This is a genomic window from Streptomyces sp. NPDC004658, from assembly GCF_040609555.1.
GTDB lineage: Bacteria > Actinomycetota > Actinomycetes > Streptomycetales > Streptomycetaceae > Streptomyces.
Genome location: NZ_JBEXKG010000010.1, coordinates 12,000 through 27,439, shown reverse-complemented (window position 1 = coordinate 27,439; position 15,440 = coordinate 12,000). Strand labels below are relative to the sequence as shown.

The following is a 15,440-nucleotide window of genomic DNA, read 5'->3' as shown; positions in this document are numbered from 1 at the left end:
GACAGGGGGTTCGTGGTTACATCCTGGTTTCCCTTTGCCAGTGCCTTTACCGCCCATCCCGCCGTGGCCGATGTGCCGGGAATTCGCCCCGGTCGCCCCGTACCCTCATACGCATGAGCAGCGACGACACCGTACGGGGCTTCCCCGCCCGCTCCATCGAGACCTACTCCGCGCTCACTCCGGACCGGGCCGAGGCCGTCCTGCGCCTGCTCGGTGAGGCCGCCCGGGTCGACGGGCAGCAGCCGGTGTCCGAGCAGGGCCGGCTGCAACTGCGCGGCGAGGCCCGCGAGGGCGTCTCGCACCTGCTGCTGACCGTCGACGGCGAACTCGTCGGCTACGCCCAGCTGGAGGACACCGACCCGGTGGAGGCGCCGGCCGCCGAACTGGTCGTGCACCCCGCGCACCGCGGGCACGGTCACGGCCGGGCGCTCGGCTCGGCCCTGCTCGCCGCGTCCGGCAAGCGGCTGCGGGTGTGGGCGCACGGGGGCCACGCCGCCGCCCGGCACCTCGCCCAGGTGCTCGGGCTGACGCTCTTTCGCGAACTGCGCCAGATGCGGCGCTCGTTGACCGACATGGAGCTGCCCGAGCCGACGCTGCCGGAGGGCGTGAGCGTGCGCACCTTCGTGCCCGGCAAGGACGACGCGGCCTGGCTCGCCGTGAACGCCGCCGCCTTCGCCCACCACCCCGAGCAGGGCTCGCTGGCCCAGCGGGACCTGGACGACCGCAAGGCCGAGCCGTGGTTCGACCCGGCCGGGTTCTTCCTCGCCGAGCGGCGCGGCGAGCTGATCGGCTTCCACTGGACCAAGGTGCACGCCGAGGAGGGGCTCGGCGAGGTGTACGTCCTCGGGGTCCGGCCCGGCGAACAGGGCGGCGGCCTCGGCAAGGCCCTCACCACGATCGGGCTGCGGCACCTGGCCGCGCAGCAGCTGCCGACCGCGATGCTCTACGTCGACGCCGACAACAAGGCGGCGGTGTCGGTGTACGAGCGCCTGGGCTTCACGGTCCACGAGACGGACCTGATGTACCGCACGGAAACCTGACGTCTCCCCGCGCGACGGTGGCCGCGGGGCCCGCTCACCGGCGCCGCGGTGGCGGCCTCGCCGTGGCCGCGTCGGGGATCGGCGTCCACACGAGCCTGCCGTACCTGTGGCCGGCCGTCACGGGGCGTCACCGGCCGGCGGACGTTCCCGATGTGTCCGGGCAGCAGGGCCGGGAGGGCATCGTCACCCCGACCGGCGCCCACGCCCCGCCTCGACCTGCGTCTCCGACGCCGGCACCGGGTGCCGGAGCCTCGACGACCAGCGGCACGCCGCCGGCTTCCGTGGCGGCCACCGCCCCTGTGCCCCTACCCGCGCGAAGGCCGCCCGCGCCGCCGAGGCAGCCGCCGGACGGCCGCCCTCGCCCCGGCCTGCCCGGCCTTGCCTCCGGGGCCGCGTGGGTGCTCCTCACGGCCGGTGACCTTCTGCGGGTCCGCCTCTCCCCCGGGCCCCGGGAGAGGGCCTGCCGCAAGCCGGCGCCGGGAACAGATGCCCGCACCGCCCGCCACCGGCACCGTCCTCGCCGCCACCCCCGCGGCGGACGCCGGTCCTGCACTCCACCGGACCCCCTGACGCCCCGGCCCGGGGTTTTCGCATCCAGGAACCCCTTCGGGCCGCCCCCCGCTATCCCGCACGTCATGTCGCCGTAACCATTGATTCAGCCAGGCTTGCGACGCTCGGCCAATGAAGCCCGCCGTGCCAGAGCCTTCGCCGCCCCCCGAGGGGCCCGCGGGGAACGGGGCCGTCACGCTCCCGCCCGCACGTTCCGACGCGCTTGTGTCACCCGTTGCGCGGAAGAATGGGTTCATGAGTCAGCAAGACGCCCAGGCAGAGGTACAGCACCCCCAGCCCTCCGTGGGCTCCATCGCCGCGCACCGCCAGCACGCCGTGGCCGCCGTGGTCTCCGACCTGGAACCCGATCTCGACGCGGGTCTCGACACCTACGAGGAGGCGCCGACCGACGGCGCGCCCCTGCCCCAGGGCCGTTTCCTCGACCGGGAACGCAGCTGGCTCGCCTTCAACGAGCGCGTCCTGGAGCTGGCCGAGGACCCGAACACGCCGCTGCTGGAGCGCGCGAACTTCCTCGCGATCTTCGCCAGCAACCTGGACGAGTTCTTCATGGTCCGGGTGGCCGGTCTGAAGCGCCGTATCGCCACCGGCGTCGCCACCCGCTCCGCCTCCGGCCTCCAGCCCCGCGAGGTGCTGGAGATGATCTGGGCCCGCTCCCGCGAGCTGATGGCCCGGCACGCCGCCTGCTACCACGAGGACGTCGCCCCCGCACTCGCGGACGAGGGCATCCACCTGGTCCGCTGGACCGAGCTGACCGACAAGGAGCAGGCCCGGCTCTTCACGCTCTTCCGGCACCAGATCTTCCCGGTCCTCACGCCCCTGGCCGTCGACCCCGCGCACCCCTTCCCGTACATCTCCGGCCTCTCCCTGAACCTGGCCGTCGTGGTACGGAACCCGGTCAGCGGCCACAAGCACTTCGCGCGCGTGAAGGTGCCCCCGCTGCTGTCCCGCTTCCTGGAGGCCTCCCCGGGCCGCTACGTCCCCATCGAGGACGTCATCGCGGCCCCCAACCACCTGGAAGAGCTGTTCCCGGGCATGGAGATCCTGGAGCACCACGCCTTCCGGATCACCCGCAACGAGGACCTGGAGGTCGAGGAGGACGACGCCGAGAACCTCCTCCAGGCCCTGGAGAAGGAACTCATGCGGCGCCGCTTCGGCCCGCCGGTCCGCCTGGAGGTCGAGGAGTCCATCGACCGCGAGGTGCTGGACCTGCTGGTGCGCGAGCTGAAGATCTCCGAGGCGGAGGTGTACCCGCTGCCCGGCCCGCTCGACCTCACCGGCCTCTTCCGCATCCACAGCCTCGACCGGCCGGAGCTGAAGTACCCCAAGTTCGTCGCCGGCACCCACCGCGACCTCGCCGAGGTCGAGTCGGCGTCCGCGCCCGACATCTTCGCGGCGCTGCGCGCCCGGGACGTGCTCCTGCACCACCCGTACGACAGCTTCTCCACCTCCGTGCAGGCGTTCCTGGAGCAGGCGGCGGCCGACCCGGACGTCCTCGCCATCAAGCAGACCCTGTACCGCACCTCCGGCGACTCCCCGATAGTCGACGCGCTCATCGACGCCGCCGAGTCCGGCAAGCAGGTCCTCGTCCTCGTCGAGATCAAGGCCCGCTTCGACGAGCACGCCAACATCAAGTGGGCGCGCAAGCTGGAGGAGGCCGGCTGCCACGTCGTCTACGGCCTCGTCGGCCTGAAGACGCACTGCAAGCTGTCGCTGGTGGTCCGCCAGGAGGGCGAGACCCTGCGCCGCTACAGCCACGTCGGCACCGGCAACTACCACCCGAAGACGGCCCGGCTGTACGAGGACCTCGGTCTGCTCACCGCCGACCCGCAGGTGGGCGCGGACCTCTCCGACCTGTTCAACCGGCTGTCCGGCTACTCGCGCCGCGAGACCTACCGCCGCCTGCTGGTCGCCCCCAAGTCCCTGCGGGACGGCCTGGTCGCGCGGATCGACAAGGAGGTCCAGCACCACCGTGCGGGCCGCCCGGCCTTCGTCCGCATCAAGGTCAACTCGATGGTGGACGAGGCGGTCATCGACGCCCTCTACCGGGCCTCCCAGGCGGGCGTGCTGGTCGACATCTGGGTGCGGGGCATCTGCGCCGTCCGCCCGGGCGTCGCGGGCCTGTCGGAGAACATCCGGGTCCGCTCGATCCTCGGCCGGTTCCTCGAACACTCCCGGGTGTTCGCCTTCGGCAACGGCGGCGAGCCGGAGGTGTGGATCGGCAGCGCCGACATGATGCACCGCAACCTCGACCGCCGGATAGAGGCCCTGGTCCGGGTGGTCGACCCCGGCCACCGCGCAGCCCTCAACCGGCTGCTGGACACCGGCATGTCCGACAGCACCGCCTCCTGGCACCTCGGCCCGGACGGCGAGTGGACGCGGCACGCGACCGACGCGGACGGCCAACCCCTGCGCAACGTCCAGGAGATGCTCATAGACGCCCGGAGGCGCCGGCGTGGCACAGCAACACCTTGACCCGACGGACCCCACGGCCGGGGCGGTGACCGGGGACGCCCTCGCGGGCTACCTGCGCGCCCAGGCCACGGAGTTCCTCCGCGCCCTGCGCCTGCACCGGGAGACCGGGGGCCAGACGGCCGGTGCGGAGGAGTCCGTCGACGCGGCCCGGGCCCTGCGCCGCTCGGCCCGCCGCATCAGCGCCAGCCTGCACACCTTCCGCCCCCTCCTGGACCCCGAGTGGTCGGAGGAGATGCGCCCGGAACTGGCCTGGCTGTCCGGCACGCTGGGCCTGGAGCACGCCTACGAGGCCCGCCTGGAGCGCCTGTTGCTGGCGTTGCACCGGCTGTCGGGCGCCGCGGTGTTCCCGGCCCAGGCCATGACGACAGCGGCCGTGGCCGGCGGGGGCGCCCCCGCGCGGGCGAAGGCGGGCGCGGGGCAGGCACGGGAGAGCGCCGGCGGTCCGGCCGGCGCGACGGTGACGACGGACCGCGGCAACCTCACCGTGGGCGCGGCGAAGGCGGGCGCCCTGCTCGAACGCCAGCTCACCCTCGCCCGGACGAGGGCCCACTCCACGGCGCTCCAGGCCCTCGGTTCCTCCCGTTTCCACGCCGTGGCCGACAAGGTCGCCGTACTCGCCAGCGAGGTCCCCCTCACCCCCGCGGCCCCCGCCACCGCCCTGGGCCCCCTCGCCGCCGCGGCCGAGGAGCGCCTCACGGACGCCGTCACCGCGCTGCCCCTGGTCACCGCCGGCCACCCGTACAACGCCGAGGCCCTGGTCCACGGCCTGTCCCCGGATCCGTCCCCGCACCCGCAGGACGGCCCCTGGCACCAGGTCCGCCTGCTGCTGCGCCTGCACCGGTACGCCCGCGAGGTGCTGCACGGCGGCAACGCCCCGGTGGACGTGCGGCTGCTGACGGCGGGCCAGGCGCTGAACCGGCACCGGGACGCCTCGGAGGCGGCGGGCGCCGCGGCGCAGGCGGCCCGCACCCCGCGGATCACGCCCGCGACGGCGTACGCGCTCGGTGTGCTCCACGCCGACCAGCGGCACGAGGTGGAGGCGGCCCGGTTCGCGTTCCAGCAGGCGTGGCAGAAGCAGACCGTCCACGCGCCCTGACCCCACGAGGAGGCGGTGTGAACGACACCGTGGTCCAGGCGGCCGGCTGTGTGCTGTGGCGCCGCTCCCCGGGCTCCGCAGACCTGGAGATCTGTCTCGTCCACCGGCCGAAGTACGACGACTGGTCCCACCCCAAGGGCAAGCTGAAGCGGGGCGAGGACCCGCTCGCCGGCGCGCTGCGCGAGGTGGCGGAGGAGACCGGGTACACGGCCGAGCCGGGCGGCGAGCTGCCGGGCGTGCGGTACTGGGCGGGCGGCCGCCCGAAGGAGGTGCGGTACTGGGCCGCGGAGGCGGTTTCCGGCCACTTCACACCGAACGACGAGGTGGACCGCATCCTGTGGCTGACCCCGGCGGCGGCCCGGGCCCGGCTGACCCAGCATCGCGACGGGGAGCTGGTGGACGCGCTCCTGCGCGCGCTGGAACGCCGGTGACGGTCAGGGGCCCGTCGTGTGCCCCTCCGCGTCCGTGCGGGCCTGGCTGCGGGCCCGGCGGGCGGGCCCGCGCCAGCCGCAGCTGCATCTGGCCACGCAGAAGGGGCCCTGCTCGGTCGTCGTGGTGAGGTGCTCCTGCCCGGACCGGGCGCGTTCCTGCCCGTCCTCCGGTACCGCGGTGACTGCCACGCCGTCAACGGTACCCAGCCGAGGTAAAGAGCGGGTCTTGCTCCCGCCGGCCGGACGCGGCCCCGCCACTGCTCCCGGCGGCGCGTGACGGCGCCCCCCACCCGTCGTTATCCGGACGACAGGGGGCCCGTGACGGACACACCGGCTGGGGGTAGGCAGGCGATGGATCGGCGGCAGCACAGGCGCGCGGGCGGGACGGTCGTCGCGGTGGGCGTCCTCCTCGCCCTCGGGACGGGCGCCACGGGCTGCTCCGGCAGCGGTGCCGCCGCCGAGGACGTCAAGGGCGCCGGCGATCCCGTCGCCCTCCTGCACCGGGCCGCCGACGCGCTGCGGGACGCGGGCAGTTCCAAGGCCGGCACCTCGATGCAGATGGCCAACGGCGGCACCCGGGTCACCATCCGCGGCAAGGGCGTCTACGACTACCGGCGCCGTCTCGGCCGGCTCACGGTGGTGCTGCCCGAGGACCCCACGGGCACCTCCGAGCACCGGCCCATCACCGAACTCCTCGCCCCGGGCGCGCTGTTCATGAAGAACCGGGGCGCGGGCGTGCCCGCCGACAAGTGGGTGCGGGTGGAGACCTCGACGCTGTCGGACGGCAATCTGGTCACCGGCGGCGCGACCGACCCGTACGCGGCGGCCGAGGTGCTGCGCGGGACGCGGGAGGCGGTCTTCGTCGGCCGGACCGAGGTCGCGGGGACGGCGGTGCGGCACTACCGGGGCACCGCCGACCTGCGCCGCGCGGCCCGGTACGCCTCCGCCGCGAACAGGGCGGTCCTGGCCGCGGCGGCGAAAGGGTTCGCCACGGCCGAGGTGCCGTTCGACGCGTACCTGGACGACCAGGGCCGCATCCGCAAGCTGCGGCAGCGCTTCAGCTTCGTCAACGGCCGCGAGAAGGTCACCGTGGCCGTCGCCTCCACCCTGCTGCTGTACGACTTCGGCGTCCCCGCCGACGTACGGCTGCCGGCCCCGGCGGACATCTACGCGGGCCGCATCGCCGAGCAGGCCGCAAGCGGCGGCGGGGCCTGAAACCGGCCAGTCACTAGTCCGGGACGCCACCCTGTAAGTAGCCCGTCCGTGCCATGCGCGGTCCGTAGGGCGCTGCCTACTCTAGGGAGCGGTGACGGCTGAGAAGAGGTGAGGCGGGTGGCTGCGGTCGGCGGCACGGCGGTTCAGGACCACGTGGCCCTCGCCGAGATCGAGCTGTGCGGAGAGCTGATCATCGCGGCCTCGGCCGCCGAGGACCGGCTCAGCCTGGAGAGCATCGACGAGGTGCTGCGGGTGGCCGAGGAGCGGAACGCGGCCTGAGCGGCTCAGCTGCGCAGCAGCCGGCCGATCGCCTTCGTCGCCTCGTCCACCTTGGCGTCGATCTCGTCACCGCCCTTGACGGCCGCGTCCGCGACGCAGTGCCGCAGGTGCTCCTCCAGCAGCTGGAGCGCGAAGGACTGCAGGGCCTTGGTCGAGGCGGAGACCTGCGTGAGTATGTCGATGCAGTACGTGTCCTCCTCCACCATCCGTTGCAGGCCGCGGATCTGGCCCTCGATCCGGCGCAGCCGCTTGAGGTGCTCGTCCTTCTGCTTGTGGTAGCCGTGCGTGGCGCCGGCCTCGGTCGTCGTCGTCATCGCGGGCCTCCGTCTCGGGACGAGCTGGGGATAAAAGGGACACATACCCCTAGTGGGTATATGGTAACGAACTTTGCGGGGTAGAGGGCCCTTCGTACGCCCCCGTGCTGATCACTCTGCTCGATGGGCGACACTGGATTGCGGCCCGTTAGCCGTGGCCGGATGATGCGCCTAGCATCAGCCTGACCGAAACCGAAGCACCCCGAGGACCCCACGTGCGCTTTCGTCTGACCCCCAGGGAGACGAGCTTCTACGACATGTTCGCCGCGTCCGCGGACAACATCGTCACCGGCTCGAAACTCCTGATGGAACTGCTCGGGGCGGACTCCTCCGCCCGGGCCGAGATCGCAGAGCGTATGCGGGCCGCGGAACACGCAGGTGACGACGCCACGCACGCGATCTTCCACCAGCTGAACTCCTCGTTCATCACGCCGTTCGACCGGGAGGACATCTACGCCCTCGCCGGTTCCCTCGACGACATCATGGACTTCATGGAGGAGGCCGTCGACCTGGTCGTCCTCTACAACGTCGAGGAACTGCCGAAGGGCGTCGAGCAGCAGATCGAGGTCCTGGCCAGGGCGGCGGAGCTGACGGCCGAGGCCATGCCGAACCTCCGCACCATGGACAACCTCACCGAGTACTGGATCGAGGTCAACCGGCTGGAGAACCAGGCCGACCAGATCCACCGCAAGCTGCTCGCCCACCTCTTCAACGGCAAGTACGACGCGATCGAGGTGCTGAAGCTCAAGCAGATCGTGGACGTCCTGGAAGAGGCGGCGGACGCGTTCGAGCACGTGGCGAACACGGTGGAGACCATCGCCGTCAAGGAGTCCTGAGGCGTCGATGGACACCTTCGCCCTGGTCGTGACCATCGCGGTCGCGCTCTTCTTCACGTACACGAACGGTTTCCACGACTCGGCGAACGCGATCGCGACGTCGGTGTCGACGCGGGCGCTGACCCCGCGGGCGGCCCTCGCCATGGCGGCCGTGATGAACCTCGCCGGTGCCTTCCTGGGCTCGGGCGTCGCCAAGACGGTCAGCGAGGGCCTGATCGAGACCCCCCGGGGCTCGACCGGCATGGGAATCCTCTTCGCGGCCCTGCTCGGCGCGATCGTCTGGAACCTGGTCACCTGGTACTTCGGCCTGCCGTCCTCCTCCTCGCACGCCCTGTTCGGCGGCCTGGTGGGCGCGGCGCTGGCGGGCGGCACGACGGTGATCTGGCACGGGGTGGTCGACAAGGTCATCATCCCGATGTTCCTGTCCCCGGTCGTGGGCCTGATCGTCGGCTACCTGGTCATGACGGCGATCCTGTGGATCTTCCGCCGGGCCAACCCGCACAAGGCCAAGCGCGGCTTCCGTATAGCCCAGACGGTCTCGGCGGCCGGCATGGCGCTGGGCCACGGCCTCCAGGACGCCCAGAAGACGATGGGCGTCGTCGTCATGGCACTGGTGATTTCCGGCCATGAGACGTACGGCGACCCGATCCCGGTCTGGGTGAAGATCGTCTGCGCGATCATGCTGTCCCTCGGCACCTACGCGGGCGGCTGGCGCATCATGCGCACGCTGGGCCGCAAGATCATCGAGCTGGACCCGCCGCAGGGCTTCGCCGCCGAGACGACCGGCGCGTCGATCATGTTCACCACGGCGTTCCTCTTCAAGGCGCCGATCTCCACGACCCACGTCATCACCTCGGCCATCATGGGCGTGGGCGCGACCAAGCGCGTGAACGCCGTCCGCTGGGGCGTGGCCAAGAACATCATCCTGGGCTGGTTCATCACGATGCCGGCCGCGGCCCTGGTGGCCGCCCTGGCCTTCGGGGTGGTCAAGCTGGTGGCGCTGTAGGCGAGCACGCAGTGACAACGCAGTGGGCCCGCCCCCGGGAGCCAGGGGCGGGCCCTTTGCGTCCTCGCGGTGGCACCGCCATGCAGCACCGCGAGGGGATCGTGGGATCAGCCGAAGCGGCCGGAGATGTAGTCCTCCGTGGCCTGGACCGACGGGTTGGAGAAGATCCGCTCCGTGTCGTCGATCTCGATCAGCCGGCCGGGCTGGCCGACCGCCGCCAGGTTGAAGAACGCCGTACGGTCCGAGACACGCGCCGCCTGCTGCATGTTGTGCGTCACGATGACGATCGTGAACCGCTCCTTCAGCTCACCGATCAGGTCCTCGATGGCGAGGGTGGAGATCGGGTCCAGGGCGGAGCAGGGCTCGTCCATGAGGAGCACCTTCGGCTCGACCGCGATCGCGCGGGCGATGCACAGACGCTGCTGCTGGCCACCGGACAGGCCGGAGCCCGGCTTGTTCAGGCGGTCCTTCACCTCGTTCCAGAGGTTCGCGCCCTTGAGGGACTTCTCGACGATGTCGTTCAGTTCCGACTTCTTGTAGTTGCCGTTCAGCCGCAGGCCCGCCGCCACGTTGTCGAAGATCGACATCGTGGGGAAGGGGTTCGGGCGCTGGAAGACCATGCCCACCTCGCGGCGGACGGACACCGGGTCGATCCCGGTGCCGTACAGGTCCTCGTCGTCCAGGAGCACCTTGCCCTCGACGCGACCGCCGGGGGTGACCTCGTGCATGCGGTTCAGCGTGCGCAGGAACGTCGACTTGCCGCAGCCGGACGGGCCGATGAACGCCGTCACCGACCGCGGCTCGACGGTCATGGAGATGTCCTCGATCGCCTTGTGGGAGCCGTAGAAGGCGGTGAGGCCGCTTACGTCGATTCGCTTGGCCATGTCTGCTTCACTTCCAGAAGATTCAAGCTCGGTCGCTGTGTGGCCCCGCTCGGCGGAGCCGGAAGTAGTCGCCTCAGCGACCGGTCTTGGGAGCCTTCCAGCGGGCGATGCCGCGGGCCACCAGGTTGAGGATCATCACGAAGGCGATCAGCGTGAGGGATGCCGCCCACGCGCGGTCGTAGGCCGCACCGGAGCCCGCGCTGTTGGCGAACTGCTGGTAGATGTACAGCGGCAGCGACGCCTGCGCGCCCTCGAAGGGGTTGTTGTTGATGAACGGGTTGCCGAACACCAGCAGCAGCACCGGCGCGGTCTCGCCGGCGATACGGGCGACCGCCAGCATGATGCCGGTGGTGATGCCTCCGATGGAGGTCGGCAGGACCACCTTCAGGATGGTCCGCCACTTGGGCACGCCGAGCGCCAGGGACGCCTCGCGCAGCTCGTTCGGGACGAGCTTGAGCATCTCCTCGGTGGAGCGGACGACGACCGGCATCATCAGGATGGCCAGGGCCAGCGAGCCGGCGAAGCCGAACGGCTGCATCTCGAAGATGAGCATCAGGCTGAGGATGAACAGGCCGGCGACGATCGACGGGATGCCCGTCATGACGTCGACGAAGAACGTGACGGCCTTGGCGAGCCGGCCCCGGCCGTACTCGACCAGGTAGATCGCGGTGAGCACGCCGATCGGGGCGCCGATGAGGGTGGCGAGGCCGACCTGCTCCAGGCTGCCGATGATGGCGTGGTAGATGCCGCCACCGGGCTCGGTGTCGGCGACGACCCCCATCGAGTGGGTCAGGAAGTAGAGGTCGAGGACCTTCACACCGCGCGCGGCGGTCACCCAGATCAGGGAGACCAGCGGCACCACGGCGAGCAGGAAGGCCACCCAGACGAGGCTGGTGGCGACGCGGTCCTTGGCCTGGCGGCGGCCCTCGACGCGCGCGGCGATGCCGAACGTGCCCAGGACGAAGAGGACGGCGGCGATCAGACCCCACTGGATCTTGCTGTCCAGGCCGGCGGCCAGGCTGATGCCGATGCCCAGCGCGAGGGAGCCGGCGGCGATGGCCCACGGCGTCCACCGGGGCAGGCTGGCGGCACGCAGCGTGCTGGGCCGCTGGTCGGTGACGGCTGCGGTGCTCATGCGTTGGCCCCCGAGTACTCCGCGCGACGGGCGATGATCAGCCGGGCCGCGCCGTTGACCAGCAGGGTGATCACGAACAGGACCAGACCGGAGGCGATGAGCGCGTCCCGGCCGAACTCGTTCGCCTCGCTGAACTTGCTGGCGATGTTCTGGGCGAAGGTGCCGCCGCCCGGGTTGAGCAGGCTGGCCTGGATGTCGAAGGACGGCGAGAGCACGGTGGCGACGGCCATCGTCTCGCCGAGCGCGCGGCCGAGGCCGAGCATGGAGGCGGAGATCACGCCGGAGCGCCCGAAGGGCAGCACCGACATGCGGATGACCTCCCAGCGCGTGGCGCCGAGGGCCAGGGCCGCCTCCTCGTGCATCTGCGGGACCTGGCGGAAGACCTCGCGGCTCACGTTGGTGATGATCGGCAGGATCATGATCGCGAGCAGGATGCCGACGGTGAGCATCGAGCGCGGCGCACCCTGGTCCCAGGAGAAGATGCCGGTCCAGCCGAAGAACTCGTTGAGCCAGCCGAACAGGCCGTTCATGTGCGGGACGAGCACCAGGGCGCCCCACAGGCCGTACACGATGGACGGCACGGCGGCGAGGAGGTCGATCACGTAGGCGACCGGGCCGGACATGCGGCGCGGGGCGTAGTGCGTGATGAACAGCGCGATGGCGACCGCGACCGGGACCGCGATGACCATGGCGATGACCGAGGAGACGATCGTGCCGAAGACCAGGACCGCGATGCCGAACTTCGGTTCGAGGACGTTGGTGTTCCACTCGAACGTGGTCAGGAAGTTCGCGTGGTCCTTGCTGATCGCGAGGGCGGCGCGGTAGGTGAGGAAGACCGCGATGGCGGCCATGATCGCCAGCAGCAGGATGCCGGAGCCTCGGGACAGGCCGAGGAAGATGCGGTCACCGGGGCGGGTGGCGCCACGGGCCGCGCGCTTCTGTTCGGCGATCGTGGGCTGGGAGGCGGGGGGAGGTACGTCGGTTGTCGTCGATATGTCCATCGGGTTCTCCGGTCTGCGGAGCCGTACCCCCGAGGGGCGGCGGCTCATGGCGGCGGTGCACCGGACGGTGCGGCCCGGCCCTGTCGGGTACCGGGCCGCACTCTCGGATCAGGTCAGCTCAGGCCCTCGATGGTCGTGCGGACCTTGGAGATGATGTCGGCGGGCACGGGCGCGTAGCCGATGCTCGGGAGGATCTTCTGGCCGTCCTCGCTGGCGATGTAGCGCAGGAAGGCCTTGGTGGCGGGCAGGGTGTCCGCCTTGTTGCCCTTGTCGCACACGATCTCGTAGGTGACCAGGGTGATCGGGTAGGCGCCCTCGGCCTTGGTCTTGTAGTCCAGCTTCAGCGCGAGGTCCTGGCCGGTGCCGACGACCTTCGCGGCGGCGATGTCGGCGGTGGCGCTGTCGGAGCTGGGCGCGACCGGCTTGCTGGCACCGGTGTCGATGGACACGGCCTTGATGCCGTCCTTGACGTAGGACAGCTCGAAGTAGCCGATGGCGCCGGAGGTCTGCTTCACCTGCTGGGCCACACCCGCGGACTGCGGAGCGGACTGGCCGCCCTTGGCCTGCCAGGCCTTGCCGCCGGAGTACTTCCAGTTGTCCGGGGTGGTGGCGATCAGGTACTTGGTGAAGTTGTCCGTGGTGCCGGACTCGTCCGAGCGGTGGAACGCCTGGATCTTCAGGTCCGGGAGCTTCACGCCCTTGTTCAGGGCGGCGATCGCCGGGTCGTTCCACTTGGTGATCTTGCTGTCGAAGATCTTGGCGAGGGTCGGGGCGTCCAGGACCAGGTTGTCGACGCCGGGGACGTTGTACCCGATGGCGATCGGGCCGCCGACCATCGGCAGGTCGATGCCCTGGCCGCCCTTGCAGACCTGCTTGGAGGCGGTGATCTCCTCGGGCTTCAGCGCCGAGTCGGAACCGGCGAAGGCGACCTGGCCCTGCGTGAACGCGGTGACACCGGCGCCGGAGCCGCCGCCCTTGTAGTTGATCTGCACGCCGCAGGCCTGGGAGAAGTTCTTCACCCAGGCGTCGATCGCGTTCTTCTGCGCGGAGGAGCCGTCTGCGAGCAGCTGACCCTTGGCGTCGTCGCACTTGATCGAGCTGGCCTGGGCGGACGTGGACGGGTTGCCCGACGCACTGCCGCCGCCGCCGTTGTCGTCGGAGCCGCACGCCGTCAGGGCCAGGGCGCCGGTGACGGCGACAGCACCGAGAGAAAGGGCGCGCAGCCGGTTCTTGCGCTGAAGCTTCACTTTCGGGAGTTCCTTCCAGGAGCCGCCGCTGTCGGCGGCGCGCGAGGTCATAGAGGTGCGTGAGCGCGTTCATGGCCGCACTCGGCACCCGGTACGGCCGAAATTAGGCAGATCAGGTGAAGCCGCCGATGGCCGGAAGTGAACGAGGGGTGAACCCCTGCCGTCGGCCCGGTGAGGTCACGGAATGCTCACGGGGAGAGCACGCGAAGGTTCCGACGACCGGGTTGCGCGAACGTGTCTTCGGTGCTCGTCACCCGGCCGGGGGAACCCCTCGGTGCGGCGCGTCGTCTCGTTCCACGACAGCCGAGGAAAGGCGACGGACATGGAACGGCGTACGTTCATCTCGGGCGGCGCGGCCGCCCTGGCGACGACCGCACTCACCGCGTGCGGTGCGGGCGCGTCCACCCCCGCGGCGGAACACCCCGGTACGCCGTCGCGCTCGTCCTCGCTCACGGCACTGAGGACCACCAGCGCGACCGCCGCCGCGAACTGGGCGGCCCTCGCCCGTGACCTGGACGGCACCCTGGTGCGGCCCGGCGACGCGAGCTGGAGCACCGCCCACCAGCTGTACAACACCCGCTTCGACGGACTGAGGCCCGCCGCGGTGGCCTACGTCGCCCACGCCGCCGACATCCGCACCACCCTCGCCTACGCCCACGCGCACGGCGTCAAGGTCTCCATCCGCAACGGCGGCCACTCCTACGCCGGCTACTCCTCCGGCGACAACCGGCTGATCGTCGACGTGTCCCGGCTGAACCGGGTCCGGGCGAGCGGCGGCCAGGCCGTCGTCGGCGCCGGCGCCAAGCTGATCGACGTCTACCGCGCGCTGGCCGCGAAGGGCGTGACCATACCGGCGGGCTCCTGCCCCACCGTCGGCGTCTCCGGCCTGGTGCTCGGCGGCGGCCACGGCGTCGCCTCCCGCGCCTACGGCCTGACCTGCGACAGCCTCACCCAGGCCACTCTGATCACCGCGGACGGCACACAGCTCACGGCGAACGAGAGCACCGACAAGGACCTGTTCTGGGCGCTGCGCGGCGCCGGCAACGGCAACTTCGGCGTCGTCACCGAGCTGCAGTTCCGCACCCATCCCGCACCGCAGGCCGTGACCGCCTACCTGACCTGGCCCTGGTCCAAGGCCGCCAAGGTGCTCAAGGCGTGGCAGGAGTGGGGCCCGGGCCAGCCCGACGAGATCTGGTCCTCCCTGCACCTGGCGTGCTCCCCGGGCCGCACCCCGGCCATCTCGGTGGCCTGCTTCTCCCTCGGCACCTACGGCGAGCTCCAGAACGCCGTGGACCGCCTGGCCCACCTGGCCGGCGCCGACGCCTCGTCCGTCTCCCTGCGCCGCCGGGGCTACGAGGAGGCCATGGAGATCTACGCCGGCTGCTCCTCCTTCTCCACCGACGCCCAGTGCCATCTGCCCGGCTCCACGCCGGGCCGCTCCCCGCAGGGCAGGCTCGGCCGCGAGACGTACGCGGCCCGCTCCGACTTCTTCGACCGCTCGCTGTCCGCGGCCGGCATCCAGACCGTGCTGAAGCAGATCGCCGCGGTGCGGGGCGGCGCGGGCAGCATCGCGTTCACCGCGCTCGGCGGCGCGGTCAACCGGGTCTCCCCGACCGCGACGGCCTTCGTCCACCGCCGCTCGCGGATGCTGGCCCAGTACATCGCCTCCTGGGGCGCGGGGGCCTCCGGCTCCACCGCCCAGTCCTGGCTGACCTCGGCGCACCAGGCGATGAAGCCGTACGCCTCGGGCGCCGCCTACCAGAACTACAGCGACCCGACGCTGAAGGACTGGAAGAAGGCGTACTACGGGGACGCGGCGGCCCGGCTGGCCAAGGTGAAGAAGCAGTACGACCCGCAGCGCTTCTTCTCCTACGCGCAGGGTCTGTAGCGGGCGGGGCGGGGTCCAGGGCCTGT

At 71.4% G+C, this 15,440-nt stretch carries 15 protein-coding genes; 9 read left to right on the top strand and 6 right to left on the bottom strand.

Going from position 1 to position 15,440, the window contains the following annotated elements:
• Positions 1-113 precede the first annotated feature (113 nt).
• The 4 genes from mshD (at position 114) to ABZV94_RS06425 (ending at position 5,609) form a co-directional block, all read left to right on the top strand.
• Positions 114-1,040: a mycothiol synthase gene (mshD, locus tag ABZV94_RS06440; protein WP_356337827.1), complete on the top strand. Its 927-nt coding sequence runs from the start codon at positions 114-116 to the stop codon at positions 1,038-1,040.
• 804 nt (positions 1,041-1,844) lie between these two features.
• Complete coding sequence (locus tag ABZV94_RS06435; RefSeq protein WP_356337824.1) at positions 1,845-4,082, top strand: RNA degradosome polyphosphate kinase; 2,238 nt, start codon at positions 1,845-1,847, stop codon at positions 4,080-4,082.
• A complete protein-coding gene (locus tag ABZV94_RS06430) occupies positions 4,063-5,178 on the top strand; it encodes a CHAD domain-containing protein (protein WP_356337822.1) in 1,116 nt (371 codons plus the stop codon). The genes ABZV94_RS06435 and ABZV94_RS06430 overlap by 20 nt, the downstream gene beginning before the upstream one ends.
• A 17-nt stretch (positions 5,179-5,195) precedes the next feature.
• On the top strand, positions 5,196-5,609 hold the full coding sequence (locus ABZV94_RS06425) for an NUDIX hydrolase (RefSeq protein ID WP_356337820.1): 414 nt from the start codon (positions 5,196-5,198) through the stop codon (positions 5,607-5,609).
• A 3-nt stretch (positions 5,610-5,612) separates the two neighbouring features.
• On the opposite strand, the gene ABZV94_RS06420 is transcribed toward ABZV94_RS06425, so the two are convergent.
• Positions 5,613-5,798 (bottom strand): hypothetical protein, encoded by a 186-nt coding sequence (locus tag ABZV94_RS06420; protein ID WP_356337817.1) that lies wholly within the window; start codon positions 5,796-5,798, stop codon positions 5,613-5,615.
• Between the two features lie 162 nt (positions 5,799-5,960).
• Here ABZV94_RS06420 and ABZV94_RS06415 point away from each other — a divergent pair, with 162 nt between their 5' ends.
• Both ABZV94_RS06415 and ABZV94_RS06410 read left to right on the top strand, forming a co-directional pair.
• Complete coding sequence (locus ABZV94_RS06415) at positions 5,961-6,824, top strand: hypothetical protein (RefSeq protein ID WP_356337815.1); 864 nt, start codon at positions 5,961-5,963, stop codon at positions 6,822-6,824.
• A 117-nt stretch (positions 6,825-6,941) separates the two neighbouring features.
• Positions 6,942-7,103, top strand: coding sequence for a hypothetical protein (locus ABZV94_RS06410; RefSeq protein WP_014673530.1), 162 nt, complete (start codon positions 6,942-6,944; stop codon positions 7,101-7,103).
• A 5-nt stretch (positions 7,104-7,108) separates the two neighbouring features.
• Here the strand turns inward: ABZV94_RS06410 and ABZV94_RS06405 are convergent, their stop codons facing one another.
• Complete coding sequence (locus tag ABZV94_RS06405; protein WP_014673531.1) at positions 7,109-7,417, bottom strand: metal-sensitive transcriptional regulator; 309 nt, start codon at positions 7,415-7,417, stop codon at positions 7,109-7,111.
• A gap of 215 nt (positions 7,418-7,632) precedes the next feature.
• Here ABZV94_RS06405 and ABZV94_RS06400 point away from each other — a divergent pair, with 215 nt between their 5' ends.
• Both ABZV94_RS06400 and ABZV94_RS06395 read left to right on the top strand, forming a co-directional pair.
• On the top strand, positions 7,633-8,253 hold the full coding sequence (locus ABZV94_RS06400; RefSeq protein WP_015493282.1) for a DUF47 family protein: 621 nt from the start codon (positions 7,633-7,635) through the stop codon (positions 8,251-8,253).
• A 7-nt stretch (positions 8,254-8,260) separates the two neighbouring features.
• Positions 8,261-9,259, top strand: a complete 999-nt coding sequence (locus ABZV94_RS06395; protein WP_356337813.1) for an inorganic phosphate transporter — start codon at positions 8,261-8,263, stop codon at positions 9,257-9,259.
• Between the two features lie 107 nt (positions 9,260-9,366).
• Here the strand turns inward: ABZV94_RS06395 and pstB are convergent, their stop codons facing one another.
• The 4 genes from pstB to pstS all read right to left on the bottom strand — a co-directional run bounded on the left by pstB (position 9,367) and on the right by pstS (position 13,526).
• A complete protein-coding gene (pstB, locus tag ABZV94_RS06390; protein WP_356337810.1) occupies positions 9,367-10,143 on the bottom strand; it encodes a phosphate ABC transporter ATP-binding protein PstB in 777 nt (258 codons plus the stop codon).
• 73 nt (positions 10,144-10,216) lie between these two features.
• Entirely contained in the window at positions 10,217-11,278 is a 1,062-nt protein-coding gene (gene pstA, locus ABZV94_RS06385) for a phosphate ABC transporter permease PstA (protein ID WP_356337808.1), read from the bottom strand.
• The gene (gene pstC, locus ABZV94_RS06380) at positions 11,275-12,279 is read right to left on the bottom strand and encodes a phosphate ABC transporter permease subunit PstC (protein ID WP_356337806.1); all 1,005 of its coding nucleotides are present in this window, start codon (positions 12,277-12,279) and stop codon (positions 11,275-11,277) included. Before pstC ends, pstA begins: the two co-directional genes overlap by 4 nt.
• A 113-nt stretch (positions 12,280-12,392) precedes the next feature.
• Positions 12,393-13,526, bottom strand: a complete 1,134-nt coding sequence (pstS, locus tag ABZV94_RS06375; protein ID WP_356337803.1) for a phosphate ABC transporter substrate-binding protein PstS — start codon at positions 13,524-13,526, stop codon at positions 12,393-12,395.
• A 322-nt stretch (positions 13,527-13,848) separates the two neighbouring features.
• On the opposite strand from pstS, the gene ABZV94_RS06370 reads away from it, so the two are divergent.
• Positions 13,849-15,414 (top strand): FAD-binding oxidoreductase, encoded by a 1,566-nt coding sequence (locus tag ABZV94_RS06370; protein WP_356337801.1) that lies wholly within the window; start codon positions 13,849-13,851, stop codon positions 15,412-15,414.
• Positions 15,415-15,440 lie beyond the last annotated feature (26 nt).